13 protein-coding genes and 2 tRNA genes are annotated in these 12788 nt (G+C 69.2%); 9 read left to right on the top strand and 6 right to left on the bottom strand.

All coding sequences use genetic code 11. The features are described from left to right. The first annotated feature begins 22 nt into the window (after positions 1-22). Complete coding sequence (gene bagB, locus J8403_RS23175) at positions 23-1435, top strand: ATPase BagB (RefSeq protein ID WP_211128387.1); 1413 nt, start codon at positions 23-25, stop codon at positions 1433-1435. 647 nt (positions 1436-2082) lie between these two features. Here the strand turns inward: bagB and J8403_RS23170 are convergent. Beyond that, entirely contained in the window at positions 2083-2418 is a 336-nt protein-coding gene (locus tag J8403_RS23170; protein WP_014061756.1) for a WhiB family transcriptional regulator, read from the bottom strand. 385 nt (positions 2419-2803) lie between these two features. On the opposite strand from J8403_RS23170, the gene J8403_RS23165 reads away from it, so the two are divergent. Continuing rightward, positions 2804-5077: a transglycosylase domain-containing protein gene (locus J8403_RS23165; protein WP_211124834.1), complete on the top strand. Its 2274-nt coding sequence runs from the start codon at positions 2804-2806 to the stop codon at positions 5075-5077. A 255-nt stretch (positions 5078-5332) separates the two neighbouring features. Here the strand turns inward: J8403_RS23165 and J8403_RS23160 are convergent, their stop codons facing one another. After that, positions 5333-5803, bottom strand: coding sequence for a GatB/YqeY domain-containing protein (locus J8403_RS23160; RefSeq protein WP_059148187.1), 471 nt, complete (start codon positions 5801-5803; stop codon positions 5333-5335). Between the two features lie 77 nt (positions 5804-5880). Here J8403_RS23160 and J8403_RS23155 point away from each other — a divergent pair, with 77 nt between their 5' ends. Next, positions 5881-6810, top strand: a complete 930-nt coding sequence (locus J8403_RS23155) for a metallophosphoesterase (RefSeq protein WP_211124833.1) — start codon at positions 5881-5883, stop codon at positions 6808-6810. A 106-nt stretch (positions 6811-6916) separates the two neighbouring features. Beyond that, positions 6917-6990 (top strand) — tRNA-Pro (locus J8403_RS23150). Positions 6991-7117: 127 nt separating this feature from the next. On the opposite strand, the gene J8403_RS23145 is transcribed toward J8403_RS23150, so the two are convergent. The 3 genes from J8403_RS23145 to J8403_RS23135 form a co-directional block, all read right to left on the bottom strand. Then, positions 7118-7471, bottom strand: a complete 354-nt coding sequence (locus J8403_RS23145; protein WP_211124832.1) for a hypothetical protein — start codon at positions 7469-7471, stop codon at positions 7118-7120. Between the two features lie 419 nt (positions 7472-7890). Continuing rightward, positions 7891-7966: transfer RNA gene (locus J8403_RS23140), tRNA-Trp, on the bottom strand. Positions 7967-8363: 397 nt separating this feature from the next. Further along, positions 8364-8876, bottom strand: a complete 513-nt coding sequence (locus J8403_RS23135; RefSeq protein WP_485129827.1) for a pyrophosphohydrolase domain-containing protein — start codon at positions 8874-8876, stop codon at positions 8364-8366. Positions 8877-9101: 225 nt separating this feature from the next. Between J8403_RS23135 and J8403_RS23130 the strand changes: the two genes are divergently transcribed. The 5 genes from J8403_RS23130 (at position 9102) to J8403_RS23110 (ending at position 12048) form a co-directional block, all read left to right on the top strand. Then, positions 9102-9524, top strand: a complete 423-nt coding sequence (locus J8403_RS23130; RefSeq protein WP_211124831.1) for a TOBE domain-containing protein — start codon at positions 9102-9104, stop codon at positions 9522-9524. A 194-nt stretch (positions 9525-9718) separates the two neighbouring features. Continuing rightward, positions 9719-10294, top strand: a complete 576-nt coding sequence (locus J8403_RS23125) for a TerD family protein (RefSeq protein WP_211124830.1) — start codon at positions 9719-9721, stop codon at positions 10292-10294. Positions 10295-10438: 144 nt separating this feature from the next. Beyond that, complete coding sequence (locus J8403_RS23120) at positions 10439-10987, top strand: hypothetical protein (protein WP_211124829.1); 549 nt, start codon at positions 10439-10441, stop codon at positions 10985-10987. Then, positions 10984-11574 carry a TerD family protein gene (locus J8403_RS23115; RefSeq protein ID WP_137966447.1) on the top strand — a complete coding sequence of 197 codons (591 nt, stop codon included), beginning with the start codon at positions 10984-10986 and terminating at the stop codon, positions 11572-11574. Before J8403_RS23120 ends, J8403_RS23115 begins: the two co-directional genes overlap by 4 nt. 45 nt (positions 11575-11619) lie before the next feature. Beyond that, on the top strand, positions 11620-12048 hold the full coding sequence (locus tag J8403_RS23110) for a DnaJ family domain-containing protein (RefSeq protein ID WP_211124828.1): 429 nt from the start codon (positions 11620-11622) through the stop codon (positions 12046-12048). A 189-nt stretch (positions 12049-12237) separates the two neighbouring features. Here the strand turns inward: J8403_RS23110 and J8403_RS23105 are convergent, their stop codons facing one another. Then, a complete protein-coding gene (locus J8403_RS23105) occupies positions 12238-12624 on the bottom strand; it encodes a VOC family protein (protein WP_211124827.1) in 387 nt (128 codons plus the stop codon). Between the last annotated feature and the right edge of the window lie 164 nt (positions 12625-12788).

The following is a 12788-nucleotide window of genomic DNA, read 5'->3' as shown; positions in this document are numbered from 1 at the left end:
CGAGTCGTACGCAGGAGGCGGCATGGGCATGGACGTGGCACCCCGGCTGGACATCGACGTCCTGCTGGACGATCCGCAGACCCGCATCGTGGTGTGCTGCGGCTCCGGCGGGGTCGGCAAGACCACCACCGCCGCCGCCCTGGGCGTACGGGCCGCCGAGCGCGGCCGTAAGGTCGTCGTCCTCACCATCGACCCGGCCCGCCGGCTCGCCCAGTCCATGGGCATCGACGCGCTGGACAACATCCCGCGCCGGGTGGAGGGCATCGGCGACGGGAACGGCGGCGAACTGCACGCCATGATGCTGGACATGAAGCGGACGTTCGACGAGTTCGTCGAGGCGCACGCCGACCCCGAGCGCGCCCGGGCCATCCTCGCGAACCCCTTCTACCAGTCGCTCTCGGCCGGTTTCGCGGGCACGCAGGAGTACATGGCCATGGAGAAGCTCGGCCAGCTCCGGGCCCGCGACGAATGGGACCTGATCATCGTCGACACCCCGCCCAGCCGGTCGGCGCTGGACTTCCTGGACGCGCCGAAACGTCTCGGCTCCTTCCTGGACGGGAAGTTCATCAAGGTGCTGATGGCGCCGGCGAAGGTGGGCGGCAAGGCCGGGATGAAGTTCCTGAACGTGGGCGTGTCGATGATGACGGGCACGGTCAGCAAGGTGCTCGGCGGGCAGCTGATGCGCGACGTGCAGACGTTTGCTGCCGCGATGGACACCATGTTCGGCGGATTCCGCACTCGCGCGGAGGCCACCTACCGGCTACTGCAGGCTCCCGGTACCGCCTTCCTCGTGGTGGCCGCACCCGAGCGGGACGCCCTGCGGGAGGCCGCGTACTTCGTCGAACGCCTGGCCGCGGACCAGATGCCGCTGGCCGGGCTGGTGCTGAACCGGGTGCACGGCAGCGGGGCCGAACAGCTGTCGGCGGAACGGGCGTTGGCCGCCGCGGAAATCCTTTCCCTGACGGGCGACCCCGCGGATCCGGCGGATCCGGACGATGCGGCTGATCCAGACGATGCGGTTGATACGGCTGACCCGGACGATGCGCTCGCGAATGCGCTCGCGACCGCGGCGGAGGAAAGCGATCCGGCCAAGAACGATGCCGGGGCAGAAAATCTTGCCGAGGGCGGATTTGTCGATCCCCCCTCAGGGAATGCTCAAGCGCGGAACCCCTCGGCAGCGGACCCCGACGTCTCCCCCACGTCGGCGGACTCGTCGGCGGAGCGGCTCGCCGCGGGCCTGCTTCGGCTGCACGCGGAGCGTATGCAGGTGCTCGGACGCGAGCAGCGCACACACGACCGCTTCACGGCGCTCCACCCCGAGGTTCCGGTGGCCCAAGTGGCCGCACTCCCTGGCGACGTACACGACTTGGCAGGGCTGCGAGCGATCGGCGATCGCCTCGCGGTCCCACTGGAACGGACCAAACGCGCGGGCTGAGTCGGTGCCCGCGCGGCGGTCGGCAGCGCGCATGAACGCGCATGAAGGAGACGCAGACGCACGGCAGGCAGCACGCATGACGGAGAGCGGTGATGGACGGCGGCGCCGTACCGCGGTGACCGGCCTGGGCGACCATCGCCGAGACAGGCAGACGCGCCGAGGCAAGCCGAGGTAAGCAGACGCGCGGGCGCGCGTAGCGGGTCTCAGCGGACACGGCTGCACAGCGAGCGGCGCTTGGCACCCGACGGCGCACACACACGGCCACGGCACGCAGCGCACGGCACACGGCAGGCCGCAGTCACCGGCGGCGCAGAGCGTGACCAGTGGCGCAGGTGGCGGCAGATCAATCGCGGATCAGTCGCAGCCCCAGCACAGACCAGCCGCAGACCAACCCCCGGCCCGCACCGACCCGTCAGCCCGCGTCACCCATGTCACGCGCGACCCATGTCACTCGCGCCCCACGGCCGACCGCGGCCCTGGCCGCGGTCGTGCTCGGAGGCGTGCGCGTACCCATACCCGCCCCTGACGAGGCGCGCCGTACTCGCACCCCCACTCGTACCGATGACGAGAGGTGGGTGAGGTGATGGTGAGGCAAGACGCTCACACCGGCGGGCCGTCAGCCGACCGCCGGCGCACCGCCGTCCGGCCTATCCGACCGCGGCGAAGCGCTCGTAGTCCTCGTCGTCGAAGGGCAGAATCCCCGCGCTGCGCTCGTACTCGACGCGCGCGGTCTCCAGGAGCCTGCGCCAGGAGGTCACCGTCGGCCGGCGGCGCAGCAGTGCTCGCCGCTCGCGCTCGGTCATCCCTCCCCACACGCCGAACTCCACGCGGTTGTCCAAGGCATCCGCAAGGCACTCGGTGCGCACCGGGCATCCGGTGCAGACCGCTTTGGCCCTGTTCTGTGCCGCGCCCTGGACGAACAGTTCATCTGGATCAGTAGTGCGGCAGGCGGCCTGCGCACTCCAGTCGGTTACCCAGCCCATGCTGGCGCCGTCCTCTCCCGAATCGGAGCTCCCCCACGGCGACAAACGGCATATTCACCGTCGCCAGTTGAGGACGTTACGGAAGCGAGACAAGGCGCAACACCCCCTGCAGGCCCAATCTTGGATGGTCCGAACGGACTATGGGTACGCGGCAGATCACCCAACGGAGTGAGCTGACGACATTTGCGATTACTAGTGCAAATGTGGGCAGTTCACCCGCCGAACAAGGGGCAGTTCGGGGCGGAGGCCGCAATCCGGGCAGGTCTCATCACTCACTTGAGTGAGGGTGGAGGTGTGGCTCAGCCACTCACCTGTGGCTGGCGTGAAACAGCGTATGCGAACACCCGGTCCCCTGTCCGGCGATTCGAGACGTAGGCTGCGTCCTATGGGAAACACGCGCTCGAGCGGCGGGCTGTCCACCGCTCAACAGGCCGCCAAGTTCCTCGGCGTCAGCGCGCTGGCCGGAGCCGTGATGGCCGGGCTCGCGCTTCCCGCCGTCGGGGCGCTCGGCCTCGCGGCCAAGGGAACGGTCGAGGAGTTCGACGGAATTCCGGCCAATCTCAAGACGCCGCCGCTCAGCCAGCGGACGACGATCCTGGACGCCGAGGGCGGAGAGATCGCGAAGGTCTACTCCCGCGACCGGACGATCGTGAAGCTCAACGACATCTCCCCCTATATGCGGCAGGCGATCGTCGCGATCGAGGACGCCCGCTTCTACGAGCACGGGGCGGTCGATCTCAAGGGCGTGCTGCGCGCGGTCAACACCAACGCGCAGGACGGCGGGGTCTCCCAGGGCGCCTCCACACTGACCCAGCAGTATGTGAAGAACGTGTTCGTCGAGGAGGCGGGCGACGACAAGGAGAAGGTCGCCCAGGCCACCCGCCAGTCCATAGGCCGCAAGATCAAGGAACTGAAGTACGCGATCAAGGTCGAAAAGGAACTGGGCAAGAAGCGCATCCTCGAGAACTACCTGAACATCACCTTCTTCGGGCAGCAGGCGTACGGCATCGAGGCCGCGGCCCAGCGCTACTTCAGCAAGTCCGCCAAGGACCTGAAGCTGGAGCAGGCGGCGCTGCTGGCCGGTCTCGTCCAGTCGCCCAGCCGCTACGACCCGGTCAGCGCCCCGAAGTCCGCCAAGGAGCGCCGCGACACCGTTCTGCGGCGCATGGCCCAGGTGAAGGACATCACTCCGGCGCAGGCCGCCGCGGCCCAGAAGAAGCCGCTCGGCCTGAAGGTCAGCATGCCCAGGAGTGGCTGCATCACGGCCGTCCAGGGCGCCGGGTTCTTCTGTGACTACGTCCGGGAGACCCTGCTCAACGACCCGGCCTTCGGCAAGACGGCGGAGGCGCGCGCCAAGCGCTGGACCCAGGGCGGCCTGACGATCCGTACGACGCTCGACCCGAAGGCCCAGAAGTCGGTTCAGAAGTCGATCAAGGCGCATGTCTACCAGTCCGACCCGGTGGCCACCGCCGTGACGCTCGTCGAGCCGGGCACGGGCAAGGTGCTGGGGATGGGCCAGTCCAGGCCGTACGGCTTCGGCGAGAACGAGACCCAGATCAACCTGTCCGCGGACAAGTCCATGGGCGGCTCGAACTACGGCTTCCAGGTCGGCTCCACGTTCAAGCCGATCACCGCGGCGGCCGCGATCGAGCAGGGCAAGAAGCCGTACCAGCGCTACTCCTCGCCGTACAAGATGGCGTATCCGAGCCCGGTCACCACCTGCAAGGGCACCTGGACCAACGACGAGGGCGCGACCGTCGAGAACGAGAACGAGAAAGAGGTCGGCCCGTACGGGATGCGGGACGCGACCGCCAAGTCGGTCAACACCTACTTCGTCCAGTTGATCAGCGACATCGGGGTCTGCCCGGTGACGCGGATGGCCGACAAGATGGGGGTGAAGCGCGCCGACGGCAAGGAGCACAACCAGGTGCCCTCCCTCACCCTCGGCTCCGAGGGCTTCTCGCCGCTGACGATGGCCAACGCCTACGCGACCTTCGCCAACCGCGGTGTCTACTGCTCCCCGGTCTTCATCGAGTCGATCACCGGCCCGGACCGCAAGGAGCTCAAGGTCCCGCAGTCGAAGTGCTCCCGTGCGATGTCGGCGAAGACCGCGGACACCATCAACACGCTGCTGCGCGGAGTGGTCGAGGACGGCACCGGCAAGCAGGCCGGCCTCCAGAGCCGAGCGAGCGCCGGTAAGACGGGTACGACGGACGAGCGCAGGGCCGCGTGGTTCGTCGGCTACACCCCGAACCTGGCCGGTGCGGTGTGGGTCGGCGGCCCGGGCGCCAAGGGCGTCAAGATGGAGAACATCACCATCGGCGGCGTCCCCCACGACAAGGTCTACGGCGCGGACACCCCCGGCCCGATCTGGAAGGACGCGATGAGCGGCGCGCTGGAGGGCAAGCCGGCGCCGAACTTCGTGAAGGTCCCGATCAAGGACCCGAACGAGCGCAAGCCCCACGACGGCAAGAAGCCGGGCGACCGCGACCACAAGCCGGGCCGTGGCAACGACGGCGGCGGCAGCGGCGGCGAGGACAACCCGTGGCCGGACATCTCCCTGCCCCCGGACCTGATCGGCGGCGGCAACGGGAATGGCGGCAACGGCGGCAATGGCGGTAACGGCAATGCGGACGGCGGCTGGCACTGGCCGAGGTAGCGAAGCCGCGCGCTGAAGCGCCGAAGGGGGCCGGACAGTGATGTCCGGCCCCCTTCGGCGTGTGGGCGTGATGACGACGCTGCGATCCGCAAGCGCAAGACAACGCAACGCACACAGCGGGCCACGACGGAACGCACAGCGCACGCCACCTAACGCAACGCGAGGACCGCCCGGCGCAACACCAGGTCCGCCCGGCGCAACGCGAGGACCGCCCGGCAGTGAGCGGGAGCTACCCGCCGGCTGGCCGCCCGCTGGCTACCCGCCCGCGAGCTGCCGCTTCACCGCGGCGGCGACCCGGCCGCCGTCCGCCCGCCCGGCGATCTTCGGGTTCACGATCTTCATCACGGCGCCCATGGCCCGCGGGCCCTCGGCACCGCCCGCCGCGGCCTCCCCCACGGCCTCGGCCACCAGCGCGTCCAGCTCGTCGTCCGTAAGGGGCTTCGGCAGATACTCGGCGAGCACCTCGCCCTCCGCCCGCTCCCGCTCGGCCTGCGCCGCGCGTCCACCCTTCTCGAACGCCTCGGCCGCCTCACGGCGCTTCTTGGACTCCCGCGCGACGATCTTCTCCACCTCGGCGTCGGACAGCTCACGGGCCCTCTCGCCCGCGACCTCTTCCTTCGTGATCGCGCTGATGGTGAGCCGGAGAGTCGAGGAACGCAGCTCGTCGCGCGCCCTGATCGCCGCGGTGAGATCGTCCTGCAGCCTGGACTTGAGCGTGGTGGTCATGGCGTCGAGTCTGCCAGCACTGGCCGGGAATCACCCGAAGATTTCTCCCCCGGCGGCGTTCTGCGACCATGGACACCATGCGCGCGCGATACGGAGTACCCCTGGGAATCACGGCGGTCGGCGCGGCCGGCCTCGCCTACGCCGCCGGCTTCGAAGTCCGGTCCTTCCGGCTCCGGCGGATCACCGTTCCGGTGCTCCCGCGGGGGATGCGACCCCTGCGCGTCCTGCAGATCTCCGACATCCACCTGGTGAGCGGACAGCGCAAGAAGCAGCGTTGGCTCCAGTCCCTCGCCGGACTGCGCCCCGACTTCGTGGTGAACACGGGCGACAACCTCTCGGACCCGGAGGGCGTGCCGGAGGTCCTGGACGCGCTGGGCCCGCTGATGGAGTTCCCCGGCGCGTACGTCTTCGGCTCGAACGACTACTACGGCCCGAAGCCGCGCAACCCCGCCCGCTATCTGCTCGAGAAGGCCACCGGACGGCACGGGCTGAACGGCAACGCCCCGGTCGTCGGCGCCATCCACAACCCGTGGACGGAGCTGCGTGACGCCTTCGACGCGGCCGGCTGGGTCGGGCTGTCGAACACGCGCGGCCGACTGAAGCTGGAGGACATCGAGATCGCCCTCACCGGCCTCGACGACCCCCACATCAAGCGCGACCGCTACGCCGAGGTGGCCGGCGGCCCCGAGGCGGGCGCCGACCTCTCCCTTGCCGTGGTCCACGCCCCGTACCTGCGCGTCCTCGACGCCTTCACGGCCGACCGCTACCCCCTGATCCTCGCCGGCCACACCCATGGCGGCCAGCTGTGCATCCCCTTCTACGGCGCCCTGGTCACCAACTGCGACCTCGACACCCGCCGGGTCAAGGGCCTCTCCCAGCACCAGGCCGGCGGCCACACCTCCTACCTCCACGTCTCCGCGGGCTGCGGCACCAACCGCTACACCCCGGTCCGCTTCGCCTGCCCCCCCGAAGCCACCCTGCTCACCCTCACCCCTCAGACCCCCTGACCCCACCTCCACCCGCCGAGCCCGCCCGGAACGCCCCGACCTGCGAGACCTCGGAAACCGGATTTCGTCTCTGGCCACAGGTCCGCTAAAGTAGAGCTCGTTGCTTCGGGGTGTAGCGCAGCTTGGCAGCGCGCTTCGTTCGGGACGAAGAGGTCGTGGGTTCAAATCCCGCCACCCCGACTGAAGGAACACAGGTCAGGCCCGGTACTGAGAGATCAGTACCGGGCCTGACGCGTTGTGCGTGACTAACTGCGTGACTACCGCCGATTCCTGGCCACGCCCGAGCCCGGACCGGACAGGACACCGTTCAGTAGGCGTAGATCGAGGTCGCCTTGATCCTCCTGTAGGCACCCCACGTCGTACACAACGTGGTGCTGGTCTTGTTGTACTGGGTGCCGTGTGCCGCGATCTTCCAGCCGGGGTACGCGATGAAGCCGCCGCCCTTCTTGTACAGGCCGCCGTTGCCCCCCATCGTGTAGCCCTCCAACAGATAGTGGTATCCGGCCGCGGAACGCAGGTACACGCACCCGTCGGAGTGCTGATAGGTGCCGTAGAACGTCCCCGTGCGGGACGCGGCCGTCGTCGGCGCGGCCGCTGCCGGGACCGCGGTGCCGAACACGATGGCCAGAGCGCCCGCGGCCAGAGCCGTCTTCCTGTTCATCATGCTTCCTGCCTTCTCCGGTGCTCCGAGTCGATCACTGCCCCCTCGCGGGGCCCTGGCCTCGAATCCTTCCTGAGCTCAGGAGGAATGTCCTTGACGCTCAGCGCACTCGAATTGACCCACAACGCCCTGCCGCCCGCAGTGAGTGAAGAACCGCGTGACCACGACGATGTTCGCCAACGGCACATCGATGGCGCCCGCCAGCTGGTCGCCGTCGTGAGGTTCTGCCTGTACGCAGGGGGGTTGGGCAACTGTGCCGACTGACATGCCTCTCATGTCGGAGAGCCACACGAGGAGCCATCCGACTGCAACAGGACCGGGGCATTCCGGCACGGCCAACCGCGAACGCCGGTGACCCTGCGGGGTTCCGCGAGATCACCGGTGTTCCTTCCGAGACCGTGCTCGGTTCCATGCGGCTATGGCAGGGGTGACAGGAGTTGAACCTGCGACATCCGGTTTTGGAGACCGGCGCTCTGGCCTCTGAGCTACACCCCTTCGACGCCGCCCAGCCTGGCACGGCCAGGCACGTGATTCCACGGGTTTTGGGGCAGCGTCAGACGTGCCGAGTGGTCCGCGGCCCCCGCACTCCCAGCCGTCGGTCAGGCACGGCGTGGCTTCCGCGTTGGCCGGCATCCATCCGGCCAGGCCGCTATTGGCGGCTCAGGGAGCGGGTGATGCCCGCCGCGATGGTGGTGGCCAGGACCCAGCCGGTGACGATGAGGGTGTAGGAGAGTCGGGGCTCTCGCGCATATCCACGGCCTCGCCCAGCGGAAACGCCTCCCAGACACGGCGCTCGGCTGGTGTCAGGTCGCGATCTCCATCGGCCGGATGGTGGCGCGGGGGTGCTCGGGGTGTCAACCGCCGGGGCGGCAGTGGCCGGGCCGCCGGTCGCCTATTCGGACGCGGCGGATCCGGCGGACTCGTTGGATGCGGCGGACACGGCGGATGCGTCGGACCCGGCGGATGGGGTGGACGTCGTTGATGCGGTGGACGCCGTGGATGCGGTGGACGCGTCGGTCCAGCCCTGGCGGCGGAGGACGGCCGGGATGTCGGGGGCCTGGTAGTGGGGGCCCTTGAGGACCTTGCCGTCGGCGCGCAGGGTGGGGCGGCCGTCGGGGCCGAGTTTGGTCATGTTGGCCCGGTGGATCTCGGCGATCACCTCGTCGAGGTCGATGCCGTGGACCAAGGCGGTGCCGTAGGCGACGTAGACGACGTCGGCCAGTTCATGGGCCAGGTGGTCGAGGGTGCCGTGGGCGCTCGCCTCGGCTACTTCGGCGCACTCCTCGGCCAGGAGGTCCTGGCGGTGGGCGGCGAGTTCCGGTGAGACCTCAGTGGGGGTCGTATGTGCGTCGAGGCCGAAGGCCAGGTGGAATTCGCGGACGAGGTCGGCGGGAGAGCGGCGCATTCGTCCGATCGTACGTGGGGTGGGCGGCCGGGTGCGTCTGGGCGACGGGTGGTGCGGGGTGGGTGGGCGGTCAGGCATCGTGGGGGCACCGGGGGGACGTGGGGCAGGAGGGCGTGGGGGCGCGCGTTGTGGGGAGGCGTCGTGCGTCGGCGCGCGGATCCTTGGGTGGGTGCCTAGGGTGAGGCGTATCAGGCCCTTGACCTCCGCCTCCGGGGTGATGCACCGATGAGTCTCAGCATCCGCAATCAGCTCCCCGCCACCGTCGTGTCCGTGACCCCGGGCGAGGCCATGGCCACGGTCCAGGGGCGGCTGTCCGGGGGTCAGATGGTGACGGCCGCAGTGACCATGAGCGCCGTGAAGGAGCTCGGTATTGGGGAGGGCTCCGAGGTGACGGCGCTGGCCAAGGCCACCGAGGTGGCTCTGGCCACCGGGGAGGTCTCGGGGCTGAGCATCCGCAATCGTCTCCCGGGCACGGTCACCCGCCTCACCCTCGGGGCCGCCATGGCCACCGTTGTCATCGCCATCGGCGCTGACCAGGAGATCACGGCCGCCATCACCCAGGACGCCGCGGCGGAGCTTGGGCTCACCGAGGGCAGCCGCGTCACCGCGCTGATCAAGTCGACCGAGGTGTCGCTCGCCACCGCGTAGGCCGATGAGTCGGTGGGGGCGGTGGGGGACGGCCGATGGTCGGTCGATGGGCCGATTGGCTGTCGTCCCCCGGCCCGGCCCGGCCCGGTCCGGTCCCGGCCCGCCAGATCGCGCCAACCTCTCCGCCCCCACCCCACCAACTTCTACAGTGCTGTAGATTTTAACTCCGGTCCACCGAGCGCTTGGAGAAGATCGTGGGAGTTTCCCTGTCCAAAGGCGGCAACGTCTCGCTGAGCAAGGAGGCGCCGGGCCTGAGCGCGGTCGTCGTCGGCCTGGGCTGGGACGTACGGACGACGACGGGCACCGCCTACGACCTCGACGCCAGCGCCCTGCTGTGCGACGAGGCCGGGAAGGTCGCGTCCGACCGGCACTTCGTCTTCTACAACAACCTCACCAGCCCCGACGGCTCCGTGGAGCACACCGGCGACAATCTGACCGGTGAGGGCGAGGGCGACGACGAGGCCATCAAGGTCGATCTGGCCGCCGTGCCCGCCGAGATCGCCAGGATCGTCTTCCCGGTCTCCATCCACGACGCGGACAGCCGCGACCAGAACTTCGGCCAGGTCCGCAACGCGTTCATCCGGGTGGTCAACCAGGCCGACAACGCCGAACTCGCCCGCTACGACCTGAGCGAGGACGCCGCGACCGAGACGGCGATGGTCTTCGGCGAGCTCTACCGCAATGGCGCGGAGTGGAAGTTCCGCGCGGTCGGCCAGGGGTACGCCTCGGGGCTCGCGGGCATCGCCTCCGACTTCGGCGTCAATCTCTGACGCGCTCCCCCGCGGCCGTCGGGCCCGCCCTTCCCTCCTGAGGCGGGCCCGGCGGCCGGTTCACGCGGCGCGCGCGGCTACGCGGTCTGCGCAGCCGGATGGCTCGCGCAGCTCATACGGTTCGGACACATCGAGAAAGCGGACATGACCGCCCCACCCGGGTTATGGGCCGAGGACAGGCCCGACTTCGAGCGGGCGCTGCGTACGGCGGAGATCCGTGGGGCCCTGCGGCGCAACGGGGCCACCGGGGACGCGGACGTCCAACGGCTGTGCTCCCGGGCGCCGGTGGAGAGCGAGGCGTTCGCTACGGCCGCCGCGGCCTTTCTGCTCCTCGGCGGACTGCTGAAGCTCTTCCCCTCCCAATGCGAGCTGGCCGAGGCACTGTTGACCGCCGGGCTGACCAGCGCGACGATCGCGGCGGTCACTCTGGCGGCGGGAGTGGCCTGCCTGCTCGCCACCGCCGTACGCCACCGCACCTCGTCGGCCCCCGACCAGCACCCGCGCGCCCAACGGCTTCCGTACACGTACCCGCCCCACATCAGGCGCCGGGATGACGCGGCCGTGGCCACGGCCCGCGACGCCTGGCTGAGGACCCTTCTTCACCGCGGCATCCTGCCGTTTCTACGCGACCGGCTGAAGATGTCGCAAAGCCCGTCCCGGATGAATCAGAAGAGCGAGAAAGGAAGCACATGACCGTAAATCTGGCCAAGGGCCAGCGGATCAACCTGAGCAAGTCCGACGGGGGCGAGCTCAGCGCGGTGCGCATGGGCCTGGGCTGGCAGGCCGCGCCGCGCAAGGGGTTACTCGCCCGGTTGACCGCCAAGGAGATCGACCTGGACGCCTCGGCCGTGCTGTTCGCCGGGCGGGAAGCCGTCGACGTCGTGTTCTTCCAGCATCTGACGAGCGACGACGGATCCGTACGGCACACCGGCGACAACCTCGTCGGTGGCACCGGTCAGGGCGGCGACGATGAATCGATCCTGATCGATCTGCAGCGCGTTCCGGCCCATGTCGATCAGATCCTGTTCACGGTGAACTCCTTCACCGGACAGACCTTCGCCGAGGTGCAGAACGCCTTCTGCCGTCTGATCGACGAGACCAACGGACAGGAGCTGGCCCGCTACACCCTGAGCGGTGGCGGCCCCTACACGGCCCAGATCATGGCCAAGGTGCACCGCGAGGGCGGGGCAGGCGGGGCCTGGCAGATGTCGGCGATCGGCGCGCCCGCCACCGGCCGGACGTTCCAGGATCTGCTGCCGGTCCTCTCCTCCCACCTCTGAAACGACCGGTGGCGCGTTTCGCGCCGTCCGAGGGAGAATCTGAGGGTGACCGAGCGAAAGCCACCGGGCATCAGCTTCGAAACATGGGCCGACCGACAGATCCGCGAGGCCGAGGAACGCGGCGCGTTCGCGAACCTCCCGGGAAAGGGAAAACCTCTCCCGAACCTCGACAAGCCCTACGACGATCTGTGGTGGGTCAAGGAGAAGATGGCCCGCGAGAATCTGTCGTTTCTGCCCCCGACACTCGTACTGCGCAAAGAAGCGGAGGACGCGCTCGCCGCCGTGGAAAGGGCGCCCTCGGAACGGGTGGTGCGGGAGATCCTCTCGGAGGTCAATGACAAGATCCGTGAGGCGCTCCGGCGGCCCCCGCCCGGCCCCCCGCTCAACCTCACGCCCTTCGACATCGACGAGGTCGTCCGGGAGTGGCGGGAGCACCGGGATGGGATGCGGCACGACGAGAACCGGCCCGGCTGACCGCCGACTGCTGACTGCTGGCCGCCGACTGCTTGCCGCTGGCCGCCGGCCGCTGACCGCTGGCGCCGAACACCGACACCACTGACCGCTGACCGCGACGCGAAAGCGGGCCGGGGCGCACCCGCCCCGGCCCGTTCGTCGTTCAGGGTCTAGCCCGATGCGGGGCCCATGGTCCAGGGCCGCCCCGGGCTACTCCTCGTTGCCGTACGGGCGAGTGATGATCTCCATGCCATGACCGGCCGGGTCCATGAAGTACAGCCCGCGCCCGCCGTGATGGCGGTTGATCTCGCCCGGCTGCTTCAGATGGGGATCGGCGTAGTACGTGACCCCCTGCTGCCGGATCCGCTCGAAAGCCGCGTCGAATTCCTCGTCCGAGATGAGGAACGCGTAATGCTGCATGACGATCGACTCACCGGGAATGGTGGCGAAGTCCAGGGTGACGCCGTTACTCGTCTCCAGCGGAACGAACGGGCCCCACTCTTCTCCCACCTCGAGGCCAAGGATGTTCGCCAGGAATTCCGCGGATTCGCGGTTGTCCAGAGAATGGACGATCGTGTGATTCAACTCGACAGACACTGTGGAATGCCTCCGTAAGGCAATCTCACGGGCACCTCCATGCCTCACCCAGCCGGTGACCGACACGCGATGCCGTATCTCCGATCGTAGGCGGCATCACCTACGACCGTCGAGGCCCGGTTCGCTCGCCCTGATCACGATCTCGACCCCACGTCTCGTTCACA

Origin of the sequence: Streptomyces yatensis (assembly GCF_018069625.1) — a bacterium.
Classification (GTDB): domain Bacteria; phylum Actinomycetota; class Actinomycetes; order Streptomycetales; family Streptomycetaceae; genus Streptomyces; species Streptomyces yatensis.
Note: the sequence above shows the minus strand (reverse complement) of the source record. Positions and strands in the feature narration are given on the sequence as shown.